Below are 24,926 nucleotides of genomic sequence, written 5' to 3' on the forward strand. Positions count from 1 at the left end.
CCGAGCAGCTACCCGGCTCGCCGTCAGGCGATGATTAGAATTAACGGCCAGACTTAACGCGGTTCCAGGTGCGCGTACGGGCACGCAGGATATCCTGGGGTTTTTCTACCTGGACATACAGGTTCTGCATGACCTCGGTTTCCGGGTAGACGGCCGGATCGTTAATCAGCTCATCTGAGAGGTACTCGTTCGCCGCCAGGTTGGGGTTGGCATAGCGCACGTACTCGCTGATCTCAGCAGCAATTTCAGGGTCGAGGATAAAATTAATAAACGCGTGGGCGTTTTCGGGATTCGGAGCATCTGCCGGAATCGCCATCATATCAAACCACAGCGCAGCGCCCTCTTTCGGGATGCTGTAGCCAATGGTGAAATCACGGCCCGCTTCTTCCGCACGCGCGGCAGCCTGGAAGATATCACCAGAGTAGCCTGCCGCCACGCAGATATCACCGTTGGCAAGGTCAGACACATAGCGCGAAGAGTGGAAGTAGGTAATGTTATCGCGCACTTTGGAGATTAGCTCACCGGCAGCCTCAATGTCCTCAACGCTTTCATTGAGCGGATCAAGGCCAAGATAGACCATCGCGGGCGACAGCATTTCATCGCCAGAATCGAGCATCGCAAGGCCACAGCCTGCTTCACTCAGCTGAGTGGTAATTTCCGGGTCAAACAGTAGCGCCCAGCTATTTAACGGTGCGTCGTCACCCAAAATTTCGGTGACGCGCTCAACGTTATAGCCAATGCCGTTGGTGCCCCACATATAAGGAACCGAGTATTCGCTACCCTGATCGATGGTTTCCAGATTAGCCATCAGCTCTGGGTTAAGGTTATCCAAATTGGGCAGCAGCTCATGGTTAAGCGGCTGAAAAACGCCTGCTTTCAACTGGCGGGTGAAGTAGTAGGTCGAAGGCACGACCACATCGTAGCCGGAACGGCCGGAGAGCAGGGCCGCATCAAGAATTTCGTTACTATCGTAAACGTCGTAGGTCACTTCTATACCGGTGCGCTCGGTAAACTTCTCCAGCGTTTCCGGAGCAATATAGTCTGACCAGTTATATACCCGCACTTCATCAGCGTGGGCAGCAGCGGCCGCTACGGCAAAAGAGATGGCCGTAACGGCCCCTGAAAGTTTTTTAATGTTCCCCACTTACCTGCTCCTTATCTCGAAAGTCTTCATCACCAATGGCCATGTACTGCAACCGGCTGTCGCTGGCTGATTCGTCACCCTATGCAACTAGCTTCAACTGAAAACAGCTTAGGCGATTATCGCAACCGTGCGAATTTTGCGGTGCAGTGCCGTCTACCGCAAGAGTATGTGAAAAATTCTTGTATTCAGCTCCCTATGCCCCCACTTTCCACCTGCGCGAAAGGTAGCAAGAAAGTTTCATAGCCAACACCTATTGGAAAGATTCAGTTTTCCAATTTTAGCTATTGGTCGCAGTCCGCTACCATGAGCAGCAACTTTTTCTACTGCCACTCACCTATTATGGAGACGTTCTGAATGTCTTTGATTAACACTGAAGTAAAACCGTTTAAAGCCACAGCTTACCTGAACGGCGAATTTATCGATGTCACTGAAGCGGACCTGAAAGGTCAGTGGTCCATTTTCTTCTTCTACCCGGCCGACTTCACCTTCGTTTGCCCGACTGAGCTGGGCGACCTGGCTGACAACTACGAAGCCTTCAAGAAGCTGGGCGTTGAAATTTACAGCGTATCTACCGACACCCACTTTACTCACAAAGCATGGCACGACAGCTCTGAAACCATCGGCAAGCTGCAGTACCCGATGATTGCTGACCCGACCCTGCAAATTTCTCGCAACTTCGAAGTGCTGATCGAAGAAGCCGGTCTGGCCGAGCGCGGTACTTTCGTCGTTGACCCGGATGGTAAAATCCAGATTGTCGAAATCAACGCTGGCAATATCGGCCGTAACGCTGAAGAGCTGCTGCGTAAAGTGAAAGCTGCTCAGTACGTTCGTGCAAACCCGAACGAAGTATGCCCGGCTAAATGGAAAGAAGGCGAAGAGACACTTGCTCCGTCTCTGGACCTCGTAGGCAAAATCTAAATTGCCTACCGCTGCCGCTTAGGGTTCGAATCACATTAAGTTGAATCCCTACAGGCAGCGCAACACCCGGGCACTTGGCCCGGGTGTTTCGTTTAAGCACCCGTGTAACCGCACCCCCTGTTTTCCCTAGCGCTTTTACCGACTGCCCTACTGATCCGGCAGCGGGCGTTTTAGGTTGAGAACAACTTACTGCTGACTGCGAGGAAGCCACTGTCATGCTGGACGCCAATTTAAAAAATCAGTTGAAAGCTTACCTGGAAAAAGTGACTCAACCGTTCGAGATCGTTGCGTCCCTCGATGACGGTGCCAAGTCACGCGAATTACTGGGCCTGTTGGAAGATATCAGCAGCCTCACCGATAAAATTACCCTGCATACCGACGGGCAAGATAGCCGTACCCCGTCGTTTGCGATTAACCGCCCCGGCGAAGAGACCGGCGTGGTGTTTGCAGGCATCCCCATGGGCCACGAGTTCACCTCGCTGGTACTGGCACTGCTGCAAGTCGGTGGTCACCCACCAAAGACCTCTCAAGAGCTGTTAGATCAAATCAAGGATCTCGACGGCGAGATGCTGTTTGAGACCTACTACTCGCTCTCCTGCCAGAACTGCCCGGATGTAGTTCAGGCGCTGAACCTGATGGCGATCTTCAACCCGAACGTGCGTCATGTCGCTATCGACGGTGCGCTGTTCCAGGATGAAGTCGAATCGCGCGAAATCATGTCCGTGCCCAGCATCTACTTAAACGGCAAGCCGTTTGACCAGGGCCGCATGACCCTTGAGCAGATTCTGGCCAAAGTGGACACTGGCGCCGCCGAGCGTGAAGCCAAGAAGCTGAGTGAAAAAGCTGCCTTCGATACGCTGGTGATTGGCGGCGGCCCAGCAGGTGCAGCGGCAGCCATCTACTCCGCACGTAAAGGCATTAACACCGGTGTTGCCGCCGAGCGCTTTGGTGGCCAGGTATCCGACACCATGGGTATTGAGAACTTTATCTCTGTTACCCACACCGAAGGCCCCAAGCTGGTCAGCGCACTTGAAGAGCATGTTAAAGAGTACGAAGTCGACGTGATGAATCTGCAACGTGCTACGTCGTTCAAAGCAGCAGAAGCCGAAGGCGGCCTGCATGAGGTCACGTTTGAGTCTGGCGCGAAGCTGAAGAGCAAAACTCTGGTACTGGCCACCGGTGCCCGCTGGCGTGAAATGAACGTGCCCGGCGAGCAAGAGTACCGCAACAAAGGTGTTGCCTACTGCCCCCACTGCGACGGCCCGCTGTTCAAAGGCAAGCGTGTCGCGGTGATTGGTGGCGGTAACTCCGGCGTTGAAGCCGCTATCGACTTGGCTGGCATCGTCGGCCACGTAACGCTGGTTGAGTTTATGGGTGAAATGCGCGCCGACGCGGTACTGCAGAAGAAGCTGAAGAGCCTGCCTAACGTCGACATCGTGCTAAATGCCCAAACCACCGAAGTGACCGGCGACGGCAGCCGCGTCAATGGCCTAACTTACAAAGACCGCAACACCGATGAAGTGAAGAGCATCGCGTTGGAAGGCATCTTTGTACAGATTGGCCTAGTGCCTAACACCGAGTGGCTGAAAGACTCGCCAATTGAAATGTCACCCCGTGGCGAGATCATCGTCGATGCCCACGGTATGACCTCGGTGCCCGGCGTGTTCGCCGCTGGCGATGTCACCACCGTACCCTACAAGCAGATCATTATTGCGATGGGTGAAGGTGCCAAAGCGTCACTGGGTGCCTTCGATTATCTGATTCGTAACTAATCTGCTAGATGACTGGCTGATAGGGCGGCAGCGCCGCCCTACTGAGTTCGTTCCCTTTGACGTGAAGACCGTGACGTCGCGCCCGCCTCCCTGCGGGCTTTTTTATGTGCGAGTTTTTATGTGCGAGCGCTACACACCGGGCACGCTGGGTCTCTAGGCACTTGAAAATGGCGCCACTGGCCGCTTAAGCCATCAAACGTAGATAACCCCTGATGCGCACTCCCTGCGCCGCTTAGCAGCTTAAATGCCTCTACCGCCTGGAAGCAGCCAATTAGCCCCACTAGCGGGGCCATGACACCGCTCTCTGCACAGCTCAGCGCCTCATCCTCACTATCCCCTGGCGGGTATAAACAGGCGTAGCAGGGGCACGCGTCATCACGCGGGTCAAACACCGCCAACTGGCCCGAAAAACGAATCGCCGCGCCGGAAATCAGCGGTACGCCTGCCTGTTGGGAGGCGGCATTGATGGCATAGCGGCTGGAAAAACGGTCGGTGCAGTCCAACACCACATCGGCCGAGGCCACCAGGGCGGTGAGCGCTTCGCCTTCTGCATGCTGCTCAAGGGCCACAACGTGGCACTCTGGGTTAAGCGCCTGCATGCTCTCCTTCGCGGAGCGCGCTTTGTTCACCCCCAGGCTTGCCTGCTGATGGGCAATTTGGCGCTGCAAATTCGTCAGCTCGACATGGTCAGCATCGGCGATAGTGATGGTGCCTACACCCGCCGCCGCCAAATAGAGCGCCACCGGCGAGCCAAGCCCGCCGGCACCGATAATCAGCGCATGGGCAGCGTGCAAGCGCTCCTGCCCCTCAATGTCCACCTCAGGCAGCATGATTTGGCGGCTATAGCGCAGCAGCGCCTGATCGTCCATCATCGCGTTACTTATCCTCAAATTCCTCAAAGTCGGGGATGTGCAGGCTGAAGCTCTCCTTCACCTCCTCCATCACCACGTAGCTTTTCGACTCTTTCACGCCCGGTAATGTCAGCACCACATCGCCTAATAGCTGACGATACGCGGCCATCTCAGGAATGCGGCACTTCAAGATGTAGTCAAACTGCCCAGAGACCAGATGGCACTCCTGAATCTGCGGCAGCTTCTCCACCGCACGGCGGAACTCGTCGAATACCGCGGGCGACTGGGTTTCCAGGCTAATTTCAACAAACACCAGCAAATTCGCCTTGAGCGCTCTGGGGTCAAGAATGGCTTGGTAGCCGCGGATAATGCCCGCACGCTCCAAGCGCTTCACCCGCTCTAGGCAAGGGGTTGTGGATAAACCAACTTCAGAGGCAAGGTCTACATAGGAAATGCGTGCGTTCTCTTGCAGGCAACGCAAAATTTTCAGGTCGATACGGTCCAGCGTTCTATTTTTTGGTTTCATGGCAGGATCCAATACTGATGAATCAGGCAGTTATTCGAGGTACCCCAGGGTAACCCGTTCATGGCCGCCCATGTCTTGCACGCTTTCAACGCTTTGATAGCCCGCCAGCTTTAGCGCTTGGCGCACACTGGGAGCCTGCTGATAGCCGTGCTCCAGCGCCAGCCAGCCGCCGGGCGAGAGAAACGCCTGCGAGGTGGTAATCAAGTGCAGCAGATCCGCCATACCGTCGGCCTCGGCCACCAGCGCCGAGCGTGGCTCAAAGCGCACATCGCCTTGGCCCAAATGCGGGTCATCGGCGGCAATATAGGGCGGATTACTGACAATGATCTCAAATGTTGAACCAGGTGAAGACGCACTAGGAGAAGAAAGCGTGAAAGCGCTGAACCAATCGCTGACCAGGAACGTAGCGTTAGTGATATTAAGCGTGCGGGCATTGTCAGCCGCCAGCGCCACCGCCTCTGGGCGAACATCCACCCCGACCACCTGCCAATCCGGCTTTTCACTGGCAAAGGCCAGCGCGATAGCCCCGGTGCCCGTACCAAGGTCAAGCAGCCTGCCGGTTGGCGTGCCTGCACGCGCTAATGCGGCCTCTACTAGGGTTTCGGTATCGGGTCGAGGAATCAGCGTGGTAGGCGAGGTAGCCAACGGCAGCCCCCAAAACTCACGCTCTCCGGTTAAATAGGCCACCGGCTGGCCCTGGGCGCGGGCGGCAATTAGCGCGTCAAAGCGGGCATGCTCCCAAGTCGGGCATTCGCTATCGCCCCAGGTATAGAGCCATGTGCGGCTGCGGCCAGTAGCGAACTCCATCAGCACCTCGGCATCTACGCGAGGCGACGGCGAACCTGCCAGCTGCAGCCGCTGGGCGGCGCTCTTCAGCAAAGCGTCGAACGTCATTAAGCGTCCTGCAGCGCCGAAAGCTGTTCCGCTTGGTACTCATGAATCAGCGGCTCGATCACGTCGTCCAACTGCTCGCCACTCACTACTTCGGTCAGCTTATACAGCGTCAGGTTAATGCGGTGATCGGTAATGCGCCCCTGAGGGAAGTTGTAAGTGCGGATACGCTCACTGCGGTCACCAGACCCTACCAGCGAGCGGCGGGCATCGGCCTGCTCCTGGCGCTGGGAATCCACCGCGTTACGCTTGAGCTTGGCGGCAAGCAGCGACATCGCTTTGGCGCGGTTCTTATGCTGGCTACGCTCTTCCTGACACTCCACCACCACGCCGGTAGGTAGGTGGGTAATACGGATCGCGGAATCTGTGGTGTTAACGTGCTGACCACCGGCACCGCTGGAGCGGTAGGTATCAACCCGCAAATCCGCAGGGTTAATATCAATATCCCCCACTTCATCCACTTCAGGCATCACCGCAACGGTGCAGGCGGAAGTATGGATTCGGCCCTGGGATTCGGTCGCCGGTACGCGCTGCACCCGATGAGCGCCAGACTCGAACTTAAGGCGGGCATAGACGCCGTCGCCCTTCACTCGGGAAATGACTTCTTTATAACCGCCCTGCTCGCCGTGGCTAGCGCTAACAATTTCTACGCGCCAGCCGCGCTTTTCCGCATAGCGGGAGTACATGCGGAAGAGATCACCCGCAAAGATGGCCGCTTCATCACCACCCGTGCCCGCGCGCACTTCCAAAAAGACACCGCGACCGTCGTCCGGGTCTTTCGGAATCAGCAGGCGCTTGAGCTCAACGTCGAGCGCTTCCAACTGCTCGCGGCCGTCGAGAATTTCCATCTCCGCCAGCTCGCGCATCTCCGGGTCACTGTCGCGGCTTAGCTGCTCGGCTTCGGCAATGCTGTTTTCCACCTCAAGGTAGCGCTTCCAAGCGGCGACCAGCTCTTCCAGCTCCGAGTACTCGCGAGAGTAGTCGCGGAAGCGCTGCTGGTCGTTGATCACCTCAGGATCTGACAGCAGCATGGCCAGCTCTTCAAACCGGTCGGAGAAGCTGTCTAAACGTTGGCGCAAAGTCTCTTTCATGCGGGCGTATCATCCTTCTGGCGTTTTGCCGGGGGCGCAGGCTGCTCAAAGGCGGGCTTCGGTGGCAGCAACAGGCGCGGTGCGGCGCTAAGCAAATCGTGGTTTTCCTGAGAGGCCGCTTCGCGAATGGTGAGCGTTGGCTGATGCATTAGGCGGCTGGCCAGCTGATGCGCTAGGCGCTCAACCACTTTGGCCGGGTCTTCGCCTTTTGCCAAACGCTCAAGCGCCTGATCCCGCGCCTGATCGCGCAGCGCCTCACCGTGGCGGCGATAGTCGCGAATTACCTCACCGCCATTACGAATACGCCGCTCATGCTGCCAGCTACCCACGCCGTGCTCAATGAGCGACTCGGCCTGGTCGGCTGCCACTTGGCGATGGCGACGATTCTCTTCGATCACCTCTTCCAGGTCATCGACGGTATACAGGAACACATCCGCCAGCTCACCCACTTCTGGCTCGATATCCCGGGGTACGGCGATATCGACCATAAACACGGGACGATGGCGACGCTTCTTCAGCGCCCGCTCGACCATCCCTTTGCCCAATATAGGCAGCGGAGATGCGGTAGAGGAGATAACAATATCGGCATGCTCTAAGGCATCAGGAATCTCCGGCAGCGTAATCGCCGTACCGCCCAGCGACGATGAAACCTGCTCGGCCCGCTCCCGGGTACGATTCGCCACGGTGAGCTGACGGACACCAGCTTCATGAAGATGGCGCGCCACTAGCTCGATGGTCTCACCTGCGCCAATCAGTAACGCGTTGGCGCGGCTGAAATCATCGAAAATGCGGCTGGCCATGCTGACGGCAGCATAGGCAACGGACACCGGATTTTTACCGATGCCGGTTTCGGTGCGTACCTGCTTAGCCACGGCGAAGGTGTGCTGAAAAAGACGCTCCAGCTCGCCACCCAGGCCCTTGGCCTGACGCGCTTGCTGATAAGCATCTTTTAACTGGCCCAGTATTTGCGGCTCACCCAACACCATGGAGTCCAACCCCACGGCCACGCGCATCAAATGACGAGCAGCGTCGTTGTCGTGGTAGTGGTAGGCGCAGCGGGCGAGCTCTTCAACGCGTAAATTATGAAAACGACCCAGCCAGTCCAGCACAGTCTGCTCACCGGCGGCATCCGTCACACAGTAGAGTTCCGTGCGATTACACGTCGAAAGCACCGCCGCTTCGCTAATGTGTGGCAGGCTACGCAGTTCAGCCAACGCGCTTTCCAGCTGCGTCGGCGTAAAGGCCACCTGCTCACGCACAGCCACGGTGGCAGTACGATGATTGATTCCCAGGGCAAGAAGCGTCATGGGTTATGCGTCTTCGCTAGTGGATCGGTCGTCACGTCACTGTCGGTCATGGTTTCTTGGCTTGTTAATACAAGTCTAAGAGAGCAGCTCATTAAGTGAATTGCGCTGACTCGGCTCTTTTTCAAGGTGGGACATTCTATCACAGCCGAGCATCTTCTGGCGCACACCACTTTGCCGCAGGCAACCAAGCCGCTATGCTGAACACTCGGCCACTTGATCGAGATACGCATGCCCCATCGCGCAACACTACTGGGTATTCCCTGTTCGTTTTCGGGTTTTCCACTTTTGCCCTTGGCCGCCACGCTGATACTGAGCGGCTGCCAGCTGTCACCCTCTCTTTTTGACGGTGAAACCAACGCTCATGTTGAAGACCCAATGGTGACGGCACCGCCTATTACCAGCGGGCTGGATGCCGCTGGGTTACGTACCCTGCTAACCGCAGAGCTGGCCGGACAACGCGGCGATTACCGCTATGCGGGCCAGGGATATCTTGAGGCCGCCCAGCGCTACACGTCACCAGGGCTGGCCGAACGGGCCACGTTCGCCGCACGCTTTGGTAATGATGCCGCACTAATGGAAGCCGCCGCGCTGCGCTGGCGTGAATTAGACCCTCGGGCAGAAACACCCAACCGCCTGCTTGCCTCACTATCACTCCAACGGGGCGACTGGCTGGATAGCCTAGAGCAGCGGCTAGCCATTGCTGAATCAGGCGGCAATGGTGAAATTGCCCCCTTCGCTGAAATCGCCGTCGCCGAAGAGGCACCGCTTAACCTGTTAGCACAGCAGCTACGCAGCTATCTTTCACAGCCGGAGGTTTCCCAGCGCGAGTTTCACAGCGATGTGCTGCTGGGTACCGCCCTGATCGAAGCTGCCCTGGGAGAAACGCAAACCGCCCAGCGCTATTTAGATGAAGTAGAACAGCAAGAGCCAGAGTCAGCCGCCCTGTGGCTAGCTAAAGCACGCCTTGCGCTGGAAACTGGCGACCACCGCGGCGCACAGCAGGCAGCCCAGCAAGGCCTTAGCCTAGCGCCTGACGACGTGCGCTTTATCTTAATGCTGGCCCAAGCAGAAATACGCCTCAACAACATTACCGCCGCCGAAGTGCAAACCAATGCTCTATTAGAGAGCCACGGTGGCAACCAGGATTTACGCATTGCCTTGGCGCAGCTCTATTTAGAAGAAGGGCACAGCGAGCCTGCCTACCGGCTGCTGCAGCCGCTCATTAGTCAAGAGAACATACCCAACATTGCCTACTTCTTATTAGGTGCTATTGCCCAATCCCAAGGAGAGGTCGACAACGCCCTCCTCTACTACCGCCAAGTGTATGAAGGTGATGAATTTTTAGCCGCCAGGTCGGCGGCGGCTCGCATGCTCATTGAGGATGATCGTTTACTCGACGCCCGCGCTTTTCTACGCATTGAGCGCATGCGCCACGACGCCTATTTCGGTGACCTAGTAAGGTTAGAAGTGCAACTGCTGGACGAGTTGTCGCTTCAAGAAGATGCCACCGCCCTGCTGGATCGGGAAATTACCCGCACCCCAGATGACACTAGCCTGCTGTACCTTCGCGCCATGCGCGCCTGGGAGATGGGCGACTTAACAGGCATGGAGCGGGACTTACGGCAAATCTTACGCACCGAGCCCAACAATGCTGACGCGCTAAATGCCCTAGGTTACACGCTCGCTGACCTTAACTTACCCGGAAGACTAGAAGAAGCTCGTGAGCTTATTGAGCGTGCCTACGAAGCGGACCCAGATAACCCGGCGGTATTAGACAGCATGGGCTGGGTGTATTTCCGCCTCGGCAAACCCGACGATGCGCTGGCATGGCTAGAAAGCGCCTACGCGCAGATGCCCGACCAAGAAATTGCCGCGCACTTAGCCGAGGTGCTTCATTCACTAGGACGCAGTGACGAAGCGCGCCTGCTGATTGCACGCATTCTGCAACGAACCACTTACCATCCTCACATTGATGATTTACTTGAGCGTTACCCTGAACTTACGCCACCCAGCGCGCCCTAAGGCTTACTTCTTTACCGTTGCTAGTTTTTACCCTTAATAGACAGCACTGACATGGAGCCAGTTATGTTGACTTCTTTTTTGAACAGCGCGCCAGTGAGCACCCCTTCCGCATCACTCTATCGTTCTTCCCGCCTATGGGTGGCCGCCCTGGCGGTGGCTGCCCTTACCGGGTGTGCCAGCCAAGCGCCGACGGATGAAGGCGGCCGCCAAGCCGGCCAGTGGGAGCGCCAACAGGCAGATGTGGAAGCGTTCGAGAGCTGGACCCTGGTCGGCAAAGCGGGCCTACGCACTCCAGAAGAGAACACCAGCGCCAACCTGGACTGGAACCAAACCCCCTACTACTTCCGCATGCTGATTAGCGGCCCCTTTGGCGGTGGTCGCAGCGTACTGGAAGGCCGCGAGGGTCGCTTCTCACTGACCACCAGTGAAGGCCGTTTTGAAGCAGAAACCCCGGAAGCCTTAATGGAAGAGCAGCTTGGCTGGTCGTTGCCAGTGCGCGCCATGCCTGACTGGGTGCGCGGCCTGCCCGGCGACCACGCCAGCTACCAGCTCGAAACTGACGAACTCGGCTTCCCGAGCCACCTTCAACAAGACGGCTGGGAAATTGACTACCGTGACTGGGAGCAGGCTGAAGGTATGTGGCTACCGCGCCGCTTGGTCATGAACTACGGCGATGTACGCATTACCCTGGTAGTTAATCAGTGGCAGGCCTCCGAATAGAGCGCTCGGGCTGGCAAGCGCCGGCCCTCTTTCATACGTTTAGCCAATAGAGAACCGGCATGCCCGCAACACCCTGCCCACTCACTCTACCCGCCCCAGCCAAGTTAAACCGCATGCTGCATATTGTGGGCCGCCGTCAAGACGGCTACCACGAACTGCAGACGCTGTTTCAGATTATCGACCTCTGCGATTATCTAAGCTTCAACCTGCGCCAAGACGGCGTTATCGAACTGACCACATCGATGGATGGCGTAGCGCACGATGACAACCTTATTGTGCGTGCAGCAAAGCGGTTGCAGCAGGCCAGCGGCACCCACCTTGGTGCTTCTATATCAATTGAGAAGCACCTGCCCATGGGCGGCGGCCTGGGTGGCGGCAGCTCCAACGCGGCAACCGTACTTAAAGGACTCAATCAGCTCTGGCAGCTTGGGCTCAGCGATGCCACCCTAGCAGAGCTGGGCTTAGCGCTAGGTGCCGATGTACCCGTCTTCGTTTTAGGCAAAAGCGCCTGGGCCGAAGGCGTGGGCGAGAAATTAACACCCGCGACCCTCGACACCCCGTGGTTTGTGGTCATCCACCCAGGCATTAGCGTCTCAACCCCCGCAATCTTCCAAGACCCGGAATTGACACGCGACAGCCTCCCCATTACTATGGCGCGCGCACTGCAGGGGGGAGTGGCCGAGTGGCGTAATGACTGCGAAGCTACCGTCAAAAAACGCTACCCGCGTATCGCGGAAGCACTTGACTGGCTCGCGCAGCACGCACCTAGTCGGCTGACGGGCACTGGCGCCTGTTTGTTTGCAGCTTTTGAGTCACAAGAGGCTGCGCAAACGGTGGCTGAACTGGCTAATCAGCGCTGGCAAGCATGGGTCGCGCGCGGACTTAACACCTCTCCCCTACAAGATGCTCTGGGCTGCTGAAAGCGCCCGGTCATCGCATTAGGTTATTGCTGGGGTATCGCCAAGTGGTAAGGCACCGGTTTTTGGTATCGGCATTCCCAGGTTCGAATCCTGGTACCCCAGCCAATTCTAATGTTGATCTGCGTTTTCTCCCCTGATCCCCAACACTGCAAAGGTGGCTGCGCGTGTCAAAATTGATGGTTTTCACCGGGAACGCCAATCCCGAACTCGCTCAAAAGATTGCCGAGAGCTTAGACAGCCGTATGGGTAACGCCACGGTGGGTCAATTTAGCGACGGCGAAATCGCGGTCGAGATCAATGAGAACGTGCGTGGTAAGGATGTCTTCATCCTGCAATCCACCTGTGCCCCGACGAACGACAACCTGATGGAACTGATCCTGATGGTCGACGCTCTGCGTCGCGCCTCGGCTGCCCGTATTACGGCAGTGGTTCCCTACTTTGGTTATGCCCGCCAGGACCGTCGTGTACGCTCCGCCCGCGTTCCCATCTCAGCAAAAGTTGTGGCGGATATGATGGTGAAAGCAGGCGTTGATCGCGTAATGACCATGGACCTGCACGCCGACCAAATTCAAGGTTTCTTCGACGTACCGGTTGATAACGTGTACGGCTCACCGATCCTGCTGGACGACATCGAGCGTCAAAACTACGACGATCTCGTGGTTGTTTCCCCCGATGTTGGCGGCGTTGTGCGTGCCCGTGCCATCGCCAAACAGCTGAATGCTGATTTGGCTATCATTGACAAGCGTCGCCCCCAGGCCAACCAAGCCCAGGTGATGCACATTATCGGTGAAATCGAAGGCCGCACTTGTGTGGTCGTCGATGACATGATTGATACCGCTGGCACACTGTGTAAAGCCGGTGAAGCGCTGAAAGACCACGGCGCTGCGCGCGTCGTCGCGTATGCTACGCATCCGATTTTGTCCGGCCCTGCGGTCGACAACATCACCAACTCTGTACTGGACGAGGTTGTCGTGACCGACACCATTCCGCTCGCCGACCATGCGCGTCGTAGCGGAAAGATTCGCCAGTTGAGCGTTGCTGGCTTGATTGCGGAAGCGATTCGCCGCGTCAGCAACGAAGAATCCGTCAGCGCGATGTTCCACTAACGCCTGACGTTATAAGCCCCCAACTGGGGCCCTGGAAACGTCGTCGTCTGGTCGCGGGCGGCGGCGTTTCCTTACTTAAACCAAGAGGCAAATTCCATGTCTGATTTTATCCTGCAAGCCAGCGTTCGTAACGACCTGGGGAAAGGTGCGAGCCGCCGCCTGCGTCGTGCGAACCAACAAGTACCGGCCGTTGTATACGGCGGTGAGAAAGGCGCTCAGTCTATCTCTGTAGAAAAAACTGCTTTCTACAAAGCGATTGAAGACGAGGCCTTCTTCTCCTCTGTCATCAAACTGGTGATCGACGGTAAAGAAGAGCAAGTGGTTGTTCGTGACCTGCAGCGTCACCCGTTCAAGCCACTGCTGACCCACGCTGACTTCCTGCGTGTTGATGCTACTCACGAAATCACCATGAACGTGCCGCTGCACGTGGTGAACGAAGAGAAGTGTGTAGGTATCAAAGACCAAGGCGGCGAACTGCACGTCCTGGCTAACGAAGTCGCCATCAGCTGCTTGCCGAAAGACCTTCCGGACTTCCTGGAAGTGGACATCAGCAACGTTGAGCTGGGTACTACCCTGCACCTGTCTGACCTGACCCTGCCGGCTGGCGTCACTTCTGTTGACCTGTCCCACGGTGAAGAGCACGACAACGCCATTCTGAGCATCACCAAAGTGAAAGTACGTGGCGGTGACGAAGAAGAAGGCGAAGGCGACGCAGAAGCCAGCGCCGAGTAAGCCTTGCTAAAGGTGCTGCCAGCGTATGCTGACCAGTGCCGCCTGGGCCATGCCCGCATGGCCCAAGGATGTTAAAATCAAGCGCTTCGGCGCTTGATTTTTTTTTGCAGCGTGGCGCTACCCTGCTTATCTGCAAAGCAGCTGCCAGTGAGTCAACGATATATCTTCCAGAACCGTTGGAGGTGGGAAAATGAGCCAGGTAACGGCCATTATAGGACTGGGCAACCCAGGCGCAGAATACGACGCCACCCGCCATAATGCGGGCTTTTGGCTAGTGGACGCCATTGCACGCAGCGCCCACACCGAACTGCGTCCTGAGAAAAAGTTTTTAGGGTTATACGCCAAAGCCCGCGTGGGTGACCATGAGCTGCACCTGCTCAACCCCACCACCTTTATGAACCGCAGCGGTGCGGCTGTGGCAGCGCTAACCCAGTTTTTTAAGCTTACCCCAGACAACCTACTGGTCGCTCACGATGAGCTTGACCTCCCCCCTGGGCAGTCACGCTATAAAACCGGCGGCGGGCACGGCGGCCACAACGGGCTGAGGGATATTATCAGCGCCCTTGGCAACCAAAATCAGTTTCATCGGCTGCGGATTGGCATCGGCCATCCCGGCGAGGCGCGCCAAGTAGTGAACTATGTACTAGGCCGCCCTGGCAAAGCCGAACAAGAAGCCATTGAGCGCTCATTGGATGAGTGCCTAGCCACGCTTCCGCTTGCGCTTTCCGGCGACTGGGCTAAAGCCATGAACCGCCTACATAGCGTAAAATAGCAGCACGTTTTCAGCACACATTCTCTACGCGTTACGCACGCGCTTTTTTCACACTTGGCAGGCGCTTTATTGGTAGCGCCGCCCTAGCGGCCAGGAAGTTACTTATGGGCTTTAACTGCGGTATTGTCGGCCTACCCAACGTAGGCAAATCCACGCTGTTCAATGCGTTGACGAAGTCAGGGATTGATGCAGAGAACTTCCCGTTCTGCACCATCGAACCCAACGTTGGCATCGTCCCGATGCCAGACCCACGCCTGGATGCGCTAGCGGCCATCGTAAAGCCTGAGAAAGTGCTGCCCACCACCATGGAGTTTGTGGATATCGCAGGCCTCGTGGCGGGTGCCTCCAAAGGTGAAGGCCTGGGCAATAAGTTCCTGGCCAACATTCGTGAAACCCAAGCCATTGCCCACGTGGTGCGCTGCTTCGATAACGACAACGTGATCCACGTCGCCAACCAAGTAGATCCCCGCGCCGACATCGAGACCATCAATCTTGAGCTCGCCTTGGCCGACCTAGACACCGTCGAGAAAGCCAGCCAGCGCCTACTGCGCTCAGTGAAAGGCGGTGATAAAGACGCCATTGCCACCAAAGCCGTGCTGGACAAAATCCTGCCGCATCTTGCCGAAGGCCAGCCGCTGCGCAGCTTTGGCCTGGATGACGACGAAAAACGTCAGGTAAAAAGCTTTGGCTTTTTGACCCTCAAGCCCACTATGTACATTGCTAACGTCAATGAAGATGGCTTTGAGAACAACCCCTACCTGGATATCGTCAAAGAGATCGCCGCCGAAGAAGGTGCAGTCGTCGTACCGGTGTGCAACCAGTTAGAAGCCGAAATTGCCGAACTCGAAGATGAAGAGCGCAGCATGTTCCTCTCCGAAATGGGCATGGAAGAGCCGGGCTTAGACCGCGTAATTCGCGCGGGCTACGCCCTGCTGGGCCTGCAAACCTACTTCACCGCCGGTGTGAAAGAGGTGCGCGCCTGGACCGTGAAACAGGGCGCTAGCGCACCCGAGGCCGCCGGTGTGATTCACACCGATTTCCAAAAAGGCTTTATCCGCGCTGAAGTCATCGCCTATGACGACTACATCACGCTGGGCGGCGAGCAAGGTGCCAAAGATAACGGCAAATGGCGCTTGGAAGGTAAAGACTACATCGTCAAAGATGGTGACGTGATCCACTTCCGCTTCAATGTATAAGCGAGAAAAGAAACAAATGCTTGACGGGCGGCATACCTCTGGGTAATATTCGCACCCGTTGAACGGCTACGTAGCTCAGCTGGTTAGAGCACATCACTCATAATGATGGGGTCCCCTGTTCAAATCAGGGCGTAGCCACCAACACCGAATACCGCTAGCAATAGCAGAAGCCCGCTGACTCAGTCAGCGGGCTTTTTCGTTTCTAGACTTTTCTTGGTTAGCTCAGGAGAGCGTCGGGCGGTTCAGGAACACCGTCAGCGCCCGCGTCAGGTAATCCACATCTCGCGTACCGGACGTTTCACGAATCGAGTGCATCGCCCACTGGGGCAACCCGACGTCGATGGTCGGCACGCCTACTTCTGTGGCGGTAATCGGCCCGATGGTACTACCACAGCCCATATCTGCCCGCGTGACGAACGACTGCACCGGCACATCCGCCTCACGGCACACATCCCGGAACAGCGCGCCGGTGACGCTATTGGTCGCGTAGCGCTGGCTAGCATTGACCTTGATCACCGGGCCGCCGTTAATGGCCGGGCCATGGCGCTCATCGTGCTTATCACGGAAGTTCGGGTGCAGCGCGTGGGCGTTATCACAGGAGATCATCAGCGACGATTGAATCAGCTGGATCAACGACTCCTCGCTGCCACCGCCCACCTGGGCATTCAAGCGTTTCAGCACGTCGCTCAAGAACGGCCCCTGGGCACCGCACGCGCTGGCACTGCCCACCTCCTCATGGTCATTCGCCACCAGCAGTGCGCCCTGGCTACCATCGCTTTCCAGCAGCGCTTCCAGGCCCACGAAGCACGACAGCAGGTTATCCAGCCGCGCACTGGCCAGCAGCTCCTTGCGCAGCCCGACCAGTGATGGCGGCTGAACGTCGTAAAAACCCAACTCGAAATCCACCACCTCGACCGCGCGTAGGCCATGCTGCTCTTCCAACCACTGCCCCAGCAGTTCGTGCAGCTTGGCGGTATCGCTCTGCATCAGCACCGGCGCCATCTGTGTTTGCGGATTGATCGAGCGCCCCGCATTTACATCGCGGTCCATATGGATCGCCAAGCTCGGAATCATCGCAATCGGACGCGCCACGTTGAGCAGCACGCTCTCCAAGCGGCCATCGGCATGGCGCACGTGAACGCGGCCCGCCAAGCCCAAATCGCGGTCAAACCAGGGGGCCAACAGCACGCCGCCGTAAACCTGCACGCCCAACTGCAGCCAACCTGCTGAATATTGGGTGGCGTTGGGCTTCAAGCGTAGCCCTGGGCTATCGGTATGAGCACCCAGCATGCGCAGGCTGGTTAACTTACCAGCGGGCAGCTGAAAAGCGATCACCGACGAATCGTTACGCGTCACGTAGTAGCGCTTTCCCGGCACCAACTGCCAGTTCGCGGTCTCTTCCAGGCGCGTAAAGCCCGCCTGCTCCAAACGCTCAGCCATGCTCTGGGTGGCATGCCATGGCGTGGGCGACTGCTGCAAAAAACCGCACAGCCGCGTTAAACGTTCCGCGTTGAAAGCCTCGGACATGGAATTCCTCATAACAGTAATGATTGAGTCTCACAGGGGAAATGACCTGCTACAATGCTCCCCTCGGCCTACGCAACTCATAGGCTGACTGCGGGTCTAGGGAAGAATGAGTGTACACAAATCCGGGAGAGCTTGACTGATGAGCTTGTTTGCAACGCTTTCGCGCTCGGTCGCCCTTGCCGTGATGCTGGTGATCACCAGCCCGGCAGCGCTGGCGCAACTTGCGCCGACCGACGAACAACGCCAAGCGGCGGTGGAAATTGCGGAAGCCCTCCGCTATGGCCATTATGCCGATATTGATTTCGACGAACAGTGGTCACAGGAAGCTTTCCAGCGCTATCTGGACATTCTTGATGGTCAGCGCAGCTACTTACTGAACCGTGACATCGAACCCTACCGCCACCTCGAAGACGACATGGCCGACGCGCTGTTCGACGGCGACCTAGACGATGCGTTTGCGCTTTACAACCGTCTCAGCGAGCGGCAAACCAACCGCTTGGAATGGCTGCTTGCCGAATTGGACGACGGTTTATCGTTGGAGTTCGATAGCAACGAACGCTTGGAAGTCAACCGCGAAGACGCTCCCTGGGCCAGCCGCGAAAGCGAGCTGGATGAGCTATGGCGCAAACGGCTGAAAAACGACGCCCTGACCCTCGCCCTCACCGACCAAGACGCAGAGCAGATCGAAGACAACCTGCGCCAACGTTATGAAGGCCAACTCTCGCGCTTACGCCAAGCGGAGTCGGAAGATGTCTTCGGTCTGCTGATGGCGGCCGTCTCGGGCACCATCGACCCCCACACCGGCTACCTCTCCCCCCGCCAGGGCGAGTCCTTCGATATCCAGATGAGCCTCTCGCTGGAAGGCATCGGTGCGCTGCTGCAAGCGGATGGTGAGTACGTCAAGGTTTCCAGCTTGGTTCCCGGCGGCCCAGCAGAGCGCGCAGGCGTGCTAGAGCCCGCCGACCGCATTATCGCCGTTGGCCAGGAAGAGGGTGAAATGGTCAACGTGGTGGGTATGCGCTTGGATAACGTGGTTGACCTGATTCGCGGCCCGAAAGGCTCCGTGGTGCGCCTGGACGTGGTGCCGGCCCAGGCGGTGGATATGACCCGCTCGCAAATCGTCGAAATCACCCGCGACACGGTGAGCTTGGAAGATCAGGCAGCTGACAGCGAAGTGATTGAAGTTAAACGCGACGGCGCTCCTCACCGCATTGGCGTGATTAACGTTCCCACGTTCTACGTTGATTTTGATGCGTGGCAGGCCGGTGAAGAGGAGTATCGCAGCACCACCCGCGATGTAGCCCGCGAAATCGAAAAACTGAAAAAAGAGGGCGTTGAAGGTATCGTACTAGATCTGCGTAATAACGGCGGCGGTGCGCTCCAGGAAGCTAACTCGCTGATCGGCCTGTTTATCGACCGTGGCCCCACCGTGCAAGTACGCGACGCCCAAGGCCGCATTCAGCTGTATGGCGATGCCGAAGCAGGCACCGTATACGACGGCCCGCTGACCGTGCTGGTGAACCGCCTCTCGGCCTCGGCGTCGGAAATCTTCGCCGGTGCCATTCAGGATTATGGTCGTGGCATTGTGGTGGGCGCATCGACCTTCGGCAAAGGCACCGTTCAAACCCTGAATGAGCTTAGCCACGGCCAGATCAAGCTAACCCGCGCCAAGTTCTACCGTATCTCTGGCGACAGCACCCAGAATCGCGGCGTCGAGCCCGACATCACCTTCCCCAGCCTGATTGACCCAGAGCGGATTGGCGAGAGCAGCCTGGACAACGCCCTGGCCTGGGACACCGTACAGAACGTTCGGTACCGCCGCTACGGCGAGCCGGAACGTGTACTGCCGACGCTGATTACTCGCCATGAAGAGCGCGCCAAAGAGAACCCCAACTTCCGCTACCTGGAGCGCCAATCCACGCTGGCTCGCCAGCTGCGTGAACAGCACACCAGCGTCAGCCTGAACCGCGAGCAGCGCCAACGCGAGCTAGAAGCCCAAGAAGCCGAACAGCTCTCGCTGGAAAACCAGCGCCGCCGCGCCCTGGGGCTGCCTGAACTGGAAGAGTGGATGGATGCACGTAGCGACGGCACCACCCCGACAGAAGACGCTGAAGTAGAAAGCGAAGGCGAAACGGAAGGCAACGAAGAAGAAGTGCCGGTCGACCGTGCGCACGTGCTCGAGGCCGCCGAAGTGCTGCTTGACTATGTACACCTGCAAAACCAACAGCGCATGGCCAAGCGTTAAGTAAACGGCTTGAGCTACCCTAAGTACGAAGACGCCAGCCCTCGGGCTGGCGTTTTTGTGTGTGCTGACTAAATCATAACCGCTAGCAGAGCGCGGCACGCCGCGCAGGGCGATCTCCCATACGCGTCAAACGCTGCGTCAGCGCGTTAAGCTGCACCGCACTCCCCTGCGCAGCGGATTCAATAATCGACTGCGCCCAGGCAGGTAGCTGCGGCGCTAAACGGTAATAGACCCACTGCCCTTCCCGCTGATCCATCAGCAGGCCGCACTGGCGCAGCTGCGCCAAATGGCGAGACACCTTGGGCTGAGACTCCTCCAGCGCATAGGTCATCTCACACACGCACAGCGACTGCTCTTTAGCAATCAGCAGCACCAGCATCAGCCGCGTTTCATCACTCAAACACTTAAAGACCTGCAGCGCCTGCAGGCTAGCCGCTTCTCCCACGACACCTTCCCACGCCATGAATTGGAAACATAGTGTACGTCATACGATAGGCAGGCGTTAAGAAGGGACGGACAGCTAACAAATACACACGTAAAAACACCCAAGATGCCATATGGCAGCGGGCGATAGAATCATCCAAACGGGGAAGGTGTTACGCTAGATGGCTCCCCGAGCAGGACTCGAACCTGCGACCCAATGATTAACAGTCATTTGCTCTACCAACTGAGCTATCGGGGAACAACAGAAAATCTTTAGCAGAACAGCAGCTTGGCTCCTCGAGCAGGACTCGAACCTGCGACCCAATGATTAACAGTCATTTGCTCTACCAACTGAGCTATCGAGGAACATCATTTGCTGTTGCGTTTGAACCAGAGCCTATCACTTATTAACACTTACTTAAAGCAGTCTAAGCAATTGTGCTAACAAGTGTTTTGGCTCCTCGAGCAGGACTCGAACCTGCGACCCAATGATTAACAGTCATTTGCTCTACCAACTGAGCTATCGAGGAACTGCTCAAACACGGTGCGTAGTATACTGATTGAAACGCTCGGGTCAAGTATCGATTACGGGGGAATGCCTAGCCCCTGGTTTCGTGTATCCGTATAATGCAGGCATTCAACGGCCGCACCAATCGCTGCCCAACCGTTATTTCATTCATCCCTCGTCTCCCCCGACGACCCATAGATGACAGGTACCGATGGCGAAGAAGCTCTTCATCAAAACGCACGGCTGCCAAATGAACGAGTACGACTCCTCGCGTATGGCGGACCTACTCGGCGAATCTCACCAGCTGGAGCTAACCGATAACGAGAAGGAAGCAGATGTGATTCTGCTGAACACCTGCTCGATTCGTGAAAAAGCTCAGGATAAGGTCTACCACCAGTTAGGCCGCTGGAAAAAGCTCAAAGACGCCAATCCGGACCTTGTGATTGGCGTGGGCGGCTGCGTGGCCAGCCAAGAAGGTGAAGCGCTGCGTAAACGCGCTCCTTTCGTAGATATGATTTTTGGCCCGCAAACCCTGCACCGGGTGCCAAAGATGCTCGACGCCCGTGCCAATAATCAAATTGCGGCGGTGGACGTCACTTTCCCGGAAATCGAGAAGTTCGACCACCTGCCGCAACCCAAATCTGATGGTGCCACAGCGTTTGTGTCGATCATGGAAGGCTGCTCTAAGTACTGCACCTTCTGCGTGGTGCCCTACACTCGCGGTGAAGAAGTCTCCCGCCCGTTTGAAGCGGTGATGGATGAAGTCATGCACTTAGCCGACCAGGGCGTGCGTGAAATCAACCTGCTGGGCCAGAACGTGAACGCCTACCGAGGCGACAACGAAGACGGCGACGAGATTGACCTTGCCGAGCTAATCGCCTGCATCGCAGCGGTGGATGGCATCGACCGTATTCGCTTCACCACCTCTCACCCGGTGGAGTTTACGGATAGCTTGGTAGACGCCTATGCGGATATTCCTGAGCTGGTAAGCCACCTGCACCTGCCGGTACAGTCTGGCTCTGACCGTATTCTGAGCGCCATGAAGCGCGGCCACACGGCGGAAGAGTACATCGAGAAGATGGAACGTATCCGCGCTAACCGCCCGGATATCAGTTTCTCCTCTGACTTTATTGTCGGCTTCCCCGGTGAAACAGAAGAGGATTTCGAAGCCACGATGAACCTGATCCACCGTATCGGTTTCGATCACTCGTTCAGCTTTGTTTACTCGGCGCGCCCCGGCACCCCTGCTTCCGGCTTGCCAGACGACACCCCTGAAAGCGTGAAGAAGCAGCGCTTGGCTATTCTGCAAGAGCGCATCCTTCAGCAGGCCGCTCAGATTAGCCGCCGTATGGTGGGCACTACTCAGCGCATTCTGGTGACCGGGTTTTCTCCGAAAGACCCCGGCCAGCTTTCTGGGCGTACCGAGAACAACCGCGTGGTGAACTTCCGCGCTGCCAATCCTACCGAGTTAATCGGCTACTTTGTCGATGTAGAGATCACCGAAGCGCTGCCCAATTCGCTGCGCGCTGAACTCGCCTCTGCCGAGCGTTATTGATCGCTTGCTTATCGTAGGTAATTGCCCCGGCACCGCCGGGGCAGTAAGCTGAGTCTCACACACATCAACTGACGGGTTTCTTACTCTTGAGCCAGCCATCACCTCAGGCCAATCGCATTATCACCCTAAGCCTTGAACCCAATGACCCGCAGCGTCTCGCTAGCCTCTGCGGCCAACAGGACGAGCATCTAAAGCTGATTGAGAGCCGCCTGGATGTGACGTTACGCAACCGTGGCAACGTATTTCAGCTGGCCGGTGCCGCTAACCGTATTAAAGCGGCGGCTAACGTGCTGGAACACCTTTACCGTGAAACCGCCGCCGACGAGCTATCGGCGGATACCGTGCATCTGTTCCTCCAAGAATCCGGGCTTGAAGCCCTGGAAGAGGAAGACGATGGCGAAGGCGGTAGCGATGAAGTCATCATGCGCACGCCGCGCACTATGATTAAGCCACGCGGGCTGAATCAGCAACGCTACGTGCAGAGCATTCGCGAGCACGATATCAACTTCGGCATTGGGCCAGCGGGTACCGGTAAAACCTACCTGGCCGTGGCCGCTGCGGTAGAAGCGCTCAATCAGCAAGAAGTGCGCCGCATTCTGCTGGTGCGCCCAGCGGTAGAAGCCGGTGAGAAACTCGGCTTCTTGCCGGGCGACCTTGCTCAAAAAATCGACCCCTACCTGCGCCCGCTGTACGACGCTCTGTATGAAATGATCGGTTTTGAGCAGGTGGCGAAGCTGATCGAGCGTCAGGTGATCGAGATTGCTCCGCTGGCCTATATGCGTGGCCGTACGCTGAACAACTCCTACATCATTCTGGATGAGAGCCAGAACACCACGCCGGAGCAGATGAAAATGTTCCTGACGCGGATTGGTTTTGGTTCCACCGCCGTGATTACCGGGGATATTACCCAGGTCGACTTACCGCGCGGGCAGCGTTCAGGCCTCTCGCAAGTGCTCGACGTGCTCAAAGATACGCCAGGAATCGGCGTGACCCACTTTGCCGCGAAAGATGTGGTGCGCCACCCGCTGGTTCAGCGCATCATCGAAGCCTACGACGAGTTTGAATCCGAGCAGGAAGTGCAAGAGCGCGCCCGCCGTGAAGCACGCCAGCAAGAGCGTGAAGCGCGTATGCAGGCGTTAGAGCGCAATAGCGAACGTTCGGGAGAAGCCTAACGATGAGCGACATCATAATCGACCGGCAAGCGGCGATTGATGAGCCACTGCTACCCTCGCTTGAACAGCTCACCCATTGGGTGGGCTGTGTCTTTTCTCGCCACCCGAATGATGACCGCCTAGAGCTCACCATTCGTTTTGTGGATGAAGAAGAGAGCCAGGCGCTTAACCGCGACTACCGGGAAAAAGATAAGCCCACCAACGTGCTCTCTTTCCCGTTTGAAAACCCACCCGGCATTACCCTGCCGCTGCTGGGCGACCTGATTATTTGCCATGCCGTAGTCGCACGTGAAGCCGAAGAGCAGCAGAAGCCGCTGGCCCACCACTATGCCCACATGGTCGTACACGGCACCCTGCACCTGATGGGGTACGACCATATCGAAGAGCAGGAAGCCGAAGAGATGGAGCAGCTAGAACGCGAGCTGCTGGCCACCCTTAATATTCCTGATCCTTATCACGTGTAAGCTGCTACCTTGAGCCAAACGTACGTTTAGGGTGGTGTCTGCTGTCACTCAGTGATAAAACGGTCACTTGAAGCGTGGTCACCCATTCGTGACCGCTTCTCCGTACAATATTTTCCGAACTACCTTTTCCGTAACATTCTGTCCGTAACTGAGAGAGATTTGACGCAATGAGCGAAGACCGATCGAGCAACCCTAATCAAAAATCATGGCTCGAGAAACTCTTTAGCGCCCTTTCCGGAGACAATGACGAACCCAGCTCGCGAGACGAGCTGATGACGTTTTTACGCCACACCGCAGGGAAACTGAAGCTGGATCAAGACGCCATCATGATTATTGAGGGCGCGCTTGAGATCAGCGATCAGCAAGTGCGTGAAATCTTGATCCCACGCTCTCAGGTATCGGCGATTACCCTCGACCAAACGTGGGATGACTACCTACCGTTGATCCAAGAGACCGGCCATTCACGCTACCCGGTGGTGGGCGAAAACCTGGACGACGTAAAAGGCATCCTGCTGGTCAAAGACCTGCTGCCGCTACTGTCGCAATCGCAAGAGAGCCGCGATGCGTTCAAGCTGGAAGACGTGCTGCGCCCTGCCATGTTTATTCCTGAGTCAAAGCGTTTGAACACGCTGCTCAAAGAGTTCCGCGAAACCCATAACCATATGGCGATCGTGGTGGATGAGTATGGCGGCACAGCGGGCATCATCACCATTGAAGATATTCTTGAGCAGATTGTCGGGGATATCGAAGATGAGCACGATACTGATGAAGAGGACGATATCCGCACGCTGGAGAACGGCCACTTCGCGATTCGCGCCCTCACCCCGATTGAAGATTTCAACGAGCGCTTTGGCACCGAATTCTCTGATGACGAATTCGATACGGTGGGCGGCCTTGTGATGCAGCAGTTTGGTCATCTGCCAGGCCGAGGCGAGCACACCAGCTTAGGCGGCTGGCGGTTTGTGATTCTGAACGCCGATAACCGCCGGATACGTCTACTTGAGGCCTATCGCGATAGCGAACCTACGGAAGACGAAAGCCAAGACGACTAGCCTGTCGCCCTC

The 24,926-nt window shown here is 57.0% G+C and carries 22 protein-coding genes and 5 tRNA genes; 16 read left to right on the top strand and 11 right to left on the bottom strand.

Annotation, left to right across the window (positions count from 1 at the left end; genetic code table 11):
- Positions 1–40: 40 nt before the first annotated feature.
- Positions 41–1,144, bottom strand: a complete 1,104-nt coding sequence (locus NH344_RS09540) for a polyamine ABC transporter substrate-binding protein (RefSeq protein ID WP_054640865.1) — start codon at positions 1,142–1,144, stop codon at positions 41–43.
- A 354-nt stretch (positions 1,145–1,498) separates the two neighbouring features.
- Between NH344_RS09540 and ahpC the strand changes: the two genes are divergently transcribed.
- The gene (ahpC, locus tag NH344_RS09545) at positions 1,499–2,062 is read left to right on the top strand and encodes an alkyl hydroperoxide reductase subunit C (RefSeq protein WP_044628218.1); all 564 of its coding nucleotides are present in this window, start codon (positions 1,499–1,501) and stop codon (positions 2,060–2,062) included.
- Positions 2,063–2,277: 215 nt separating this feature from the next.
- On the top strand, positions 2,278–3,834 hold the full coding sequence (gene ahpF / locus NH344_RS09550; protein ID WP_253027835.1) for an alkyl hydroperoxide reductase subunit F: 1,557 nt from the start codon (positions 2,278–2,280) through the stop codon (positions 3,832–3,834).
- 116 nt (positions 3,835–3,950) lie between these two features.
- Here the strand turns inward: ahpF and moeB are convergent, their stop codons facing one another.
- Genes moeB through hemA form a run of 5 tightly spaced genes read right to left on the bottom strand, consistent with a single transcriptional unit; the run spans position 3,951 to position 8,500 of the window.
- Positions 3,951–4,706 (bottom strand): molybdopterin-synthase adenylyltransferase MoeB, encoded by a 756-nt coding sequence (moeB, locus tag NH344_RS09555; RefSeq protein ID WP_253027836.1) that lies wholly within the window; start codon positions 4,704–4,706, stop codon positions 3,951–3,953.
- 4 nt (positions 4,707–4,710) lie between these two features.
- Positions 4,711–5,211: an Lrp/AsnC ligand binding domain-containing protein gene (locus NH344_RS09560; RefSeq protein ID WP_044628221.1), complete on the bottom strand. Its 501-nt coding sequence runs from the start codon at positions 5,209–5,211 to the stop codon at positions 4,711–4,713.
- A 30-nt stretch (positions 5,212–5,241) separates the two neighbouring features.
- Positions 5,242–6,105, bottom strand: coding sequence for a peptide chain release factor N(5)-glutamine methyltransferase (prmC, locus tag NH344_RS09565; RefSeq protein WP_253027837.1), 864 nt, complete (start codon positions 6,103–6,105; stop codon positions 5,242–5,244).
- Complete coding sequence (prfA, locus tag NH344_RS09570) at positions 6,105–7,193, bottom strand: peptide chain release factor 1 (protein WP_044628223.1); 1,089 nt, start codon at positions 7,191–7,193, stop codon at positions 6,105–6,107. The genes prmC and prfA overlap by 1 nt, the downstream gene beginning before the upstream one ends.
- A complete protein-coding gene (gene hemA / locus NH344_RS09575) occupies positions 7,190–8,500 on the bottom strand; it encodes a glutamyl-tRNA reductase (RefSeq protein ID WP_137093883.1) in 1,311 nt (436 codons plus the stop codon). Before hemA ends, prfA begins: the two co-directional genes overlap by 4 nt.
- A gap of 228 nt (positions 8,501–8,728) precedes the next feature.
- Here hemA and NH344_RS09580 point away from each other — a divergent pair, with 228 nt between their 5' ends.
- The 9 genes from NH344_RS09580 to NH344_RS09620 all read left to right on the top strand — a co-directional run bounded on the left by NH344_RS09580 (position 8,729) and on the right by NH344_RS09620 (position 16,109).
- Complete coding sequence (locus tag NH344_RS09580; RefSeq protein ID WP_058577616.1) at positions 8,729–10,522, top strand: tetratricopeptide repeat protein; 1,794 nt, start codon at positions 8,729–8,731, stop codon at positions 10,520–10,522.
- Positions 10,523–10,585: 63 nt separating this feature from the next.
- Positions 10,586–11,242: a lipoprotein insertase outer membrane protein LolB gene (lolB, locus tag NH344_RS09585; protein ID WP_054640861.1), complete on the top strand. Its 657-nt coding sequence runs from the start codon at positions 10,586–10,588 to the stop codon at positions 11,240–11,242.
- Positions 11,243–11,301: 59 nt separating this feature from the next.
- Positions 11,302–12,162 (top strand): 4-(cytidine 5'-diphospho)-2-C-methyl-D-erythritol kinase, encoded by an 861-nt coding sequence (ispE, locus tag NH344_RS09590; RefSeq protein ID WP_253027838.1) that lies wholly within the window; start codon positions 11,302–11,304, stop codon positions 12,160–12,162.
- A gap of 30 nt (positions 12,163–12,192) precedes the next feature.
- A tRNA-Gln gene (locus NH344_RS09595) sits at positions 12,193–12,267 on the top strand.
- Positions 12,268–12,326: 59 nt separating this feature from the next.
- Positions 12,327–13,268 (top strand): ribose-phosphate pyrophosphokinase, encoded by a 942-nt coding sequence (locus NH344_RS09600; RefSeq protein ID WP_172416021.1) that lies wholly within the window; start codon positions 12,327–12,329, stop codon positions 13,266–13,268.
- 96 nt (positions 13,269–13,364) lie between these two features.
- Positions 13,365–14,000 carry a 50S ribosomal protein L25/general stress protein Ctc gene (locus NH344_RS09605; protein WP_044628228.1) on the top strand — a complete coding sequence of 212 codons (636 nt, stop codon included), beginning with the start codon at positions 13,365–13,367 and terminating at the stop codon, positions 13,998–14,000.
- A 190-nt stretch (positions 14,001–14,190) separates the two neighbouring features.
- Positions 14,191–14,772 (top strand): aminoacyl-tRNA hydrolase, encoded by a 582-nt coding sequence (gene pth / locus NH344_RS09610; RefSeq protein ID WP_054644979.1) that lies wholly within the window; start codon positions 14,191–14,193, stop codon positions 14,770–14,772.
- A 104-nt stretch (positions 14,773–14,876) separates the two neighbouring features.
- Complete coding sequence (ychF, locus tag NH344_RS09615; protein WP_058577613.1) at positions 14,877–15,968, top strand: redox-regulated ATPase YchF; 1,092 nt, start codon at positions 14,877–14,879, stop codon at positions 15,966–15,968.
- A gap of 64 nt (positions 15,969–16,032) precedes the next feature.
- Positions 16,033–16,109, top strand: a tRNA-Met gene (locus NH344_RS09620).
- An 81-nt stretch (positions 16,110–16,190) separates the two neighbouring features.
- On the opposite strand, the gene NH344_RS09625 is transcribed toward NH344_RS09620, so the two are convergent.
- Positions 16,191–17,495 carry a M18 family aminopeptidase gene (locus tag NH344_RS09625; RefSeq protein ID WP_253027839.1) on the bottom strand — a complete coding sequence of 435 codons (1,305 nt, stop codon included), beginning with the start codon at positions 17,493–17,495 and terminating at the stop codon, positions 16,191–16,193.
- Between the two features lie 139 nt (positions 17,496–17,634).
- On the opposite strand from NH344_RS09625, the gene NH344_RS09630 reads away from it, so the two are divergent.
- Complete coding sequence (locus NH344_RS09630; RefSeq protein WP_253027840.1) at positions 17,635–19,740, top strand: carboxy terminal-processing peptidase; 2,106 nt, start codon at positions 17,635–17,637, stop codon at positions 19,738–19,740.
- A gap of 82 nt (positions 19,741–19,822) precedes the next feature.
- On the opposite strand, the gene NH344_RS09635 is transcribed toward NH344_RS09630, so the two are convergent.
- From NH344_RS09635 to NH344_RS09650, 4 genes are all read right to left on the bottom strand, one after another.
- Positions 19,823–20,203, bottom strand: a complete 381-nt coding sequence (locus tag NH344_RS09635; protein ID WP_170968105.1) for a metalloregulator ArsR/SmtB family transcription factor — start codon at positions 20,201–20,203, stop codon at positions 19,823–19,825.
- Positions 20,204–20,346: 143 nt separating this feature from the next.
- Positions 20,347–20,422 (bottom strand) — tRNA-Asn (locus NH344_RS09640).
- A 31-nt stretch (positions 20,423–20,453) separates the two neighbouring features.
- Positions 20,454–20,529, bottom strand: a tRNA-Asn gene (locus NH344_RS09645).
- Between the two features lie 88 nt (positions 20,530–20,617).
- Positions 20,618–20,693: transfer RNA gene (locus tag NH344_RS09650), tRNA-Asn, on the bottom strand.
- A gap of 189 nt (positions 20,694–20,882) precedes the next feature.
- Here NH344_RS09650 and miaB point away from each other — a divergent pair.
- The 4 genes from miaB to NH344_RS09670 all read left to right on the top strand — a co-directional run bounded on the left by miaB (position 20,883) and on the right by NH344_RS09670 (position 24,914).
- A complete protein-coding gene (gene miaB, locus NH344_RS09655) occupies positions 20,883–22,226 on the top strand; it encodes a tRNA (N6-isopentenyl adenosine(37)-C2)-methylthiotransferase MiaB (RefSeq protein WP_044628233.1) in 1,344 nt (447 codons plus the stop codon).
- Between the two features lie 86 nt (positions 22,227–22,312).
- A complete protein-coding gene (locus NH344_RS09660) occupies positions 22,313–23,398 on the top strand; it encodes a PhoH family protein (RefSeq protein ID WP_044628234.1) in 1,086 nt (361 codons plus the stop codon).
- A gap of 2 nt (positions 23,399–23,400) precedes the next feature.
- On the top strand, positions 23,401–23,862 hold the full coding sequence (ybeY, locus tag NH344_RS09665) for an rRNA maturation RNase YbeY (protein WP_058577565.1): 462 nt from the start codon (positions 23,401–23,403) through the stop codon (positions 23,860–23,862).
- Positions 23,863–24,029: 167 nt separating this feature from the next.
- Positions 24,030–24,914 carry a transporter associated domain-containing protein gene (locus NH344_RS09670; RefSeq protein ID WP_058577564.1) on the top strand — a complete coding sequence of 295 codons (885 nt, stop codon included), beginning with the start codon at positions 24,030–24,032 and terminating at the stop codon, positions 24,912–24,914.
- Positions 24,915–24,926: the final 12 nt, after the last annotated feature.

Origin of the sequence: Halomonas sp. Ps84H-12, from assembly GCF_024124725.1 — a bacterium.
Lineage (GTDB): Bacteria > Pseudomonadota > Gammaproteobacteria > Pseudomonadales > Halomonadaceae > Vreelandella > Vreelandella aquamarina.

Coding starts and splice junctions, on each gene's coding strand:
- ahpC (WP_044628218.1), top strand. CDS start 1,499: ATGTCTTTGATTAACACTGAAGTAAAACCGTTTAAAGCCACAGCTTAC.
- ahpF (WP_253027835.1), top strand. CDS start 2,278: ATGCTGGACGCCAATTTAAAAAATCAGTTGAAAGCTTACCTGGAAAAA.
- moeB (WP_253027836.1), bottom strand. CDS start 4,706: ATGATGGACGATCAGGCGCTGCTGCGCTATAGCCGCCAAATCATGCTG.
- NH344_RS09560 (WP_044628221.1), bottom strand. CDS start 5,211: ATGAAACCAAAAAATAGAACGCTGGACCGTATCGACCTGAAAATTTTG.
- prmC (WP_253027837.1), bottom strand. CDS start 6,105: ATGACGTTCGACGCTTTGCTGAAGAGCGCCGCCCAGCGGCTGCAGCTG.
- prfA (WP_044628223.1), bottom strand. CDS start 7,193: ATGAAAGAGACTTTGCGCCAACGTTTAGACAGCTTCTCCGACCGGTTT.
- hemA (WP_137093883.1), bottom strand. CDS start 8,500: ATGACGCTTCTTGCCCTGGGAATCAATCATCGTACTGCCACCGTGGCT.
- NH344_RS09580 (WP_058577616.1), top strand. CDS start 8,729: ATGCCCCATCGCGCAACACTACTGGGTATTCCCTGTTCGTTTTCGGGT.
- lolB (WP_054640861.1), top strand. CDS start 10,586: ATGTTGACTTCTTTTTTGAACAGCGCGCCAGTGAGCACCCCTTCCGCA.
- ispE (WP_253027838.1), top strand. CDS start 11,302: ATGCCCGCAACACCCTGCCCACTCACTCTACCCGCCCCAGCCAAGTTA.
- NH344_RS09605 (WP_044628228.1), top strand. CDS start 13,365: ATGTCTGATTTTATCCTGCAAGCCAGCGTTCGTAACGACCTGGGGAAA.
- pth (WP_054644979.1), top strand. CDS start 14,191: ATGAGCCAGGTAACGGCCATTATAGGACTGGGCAACCCAGGCGCAGAA.
- ychF (WP_058577613.1), top strand. CDS start 14,877: ATGGGCTTTAACTGCGGTATTGTCGGCCTACCCAACGTAGGCAAATCC.
- NH344_RS09625 (WP_253027839.1), bottom strand. CDS start 17,495: ATGTCCGAGGCTTTCAACGCGGAACGTTTAACGCGGCTGTGCGGTTTT.
- NH344_RS09630 (WP_253027840.1), top strand. CDS start 17,635: ATGAGCTTGTTTGCAACGCTTTCGCGCTCGGTCGCCCTTGCCGTGATG.
- NH344_RS09635 (WP_170968105.1), bottom strand. CDS start 20,203: ATGGCGTGGGAAGGTGTCGTGGGAGAAGCGGCTAGCCTGCAGGCGCTG.
- miaB (WP_044628233.1), top strand. CDS start 20,883: ATGGCGAAGAAGCTCTTCATCAAAACGCACGGCTGCCAAATGAACGAG.
- ybeY (WP_058577565.1), top strand. CDS start 23,401: ATGAGCGACATCATAATCGACCGGCAAGCGGCGATTGATGAGCCACTG.
- NH344_RS09670 (WP_058577564.1), top strand. CDS start 24,030: ATGAGCGAAGACCGATCGAGCAACCCTAATCAAAAATCATGGCTCGAG.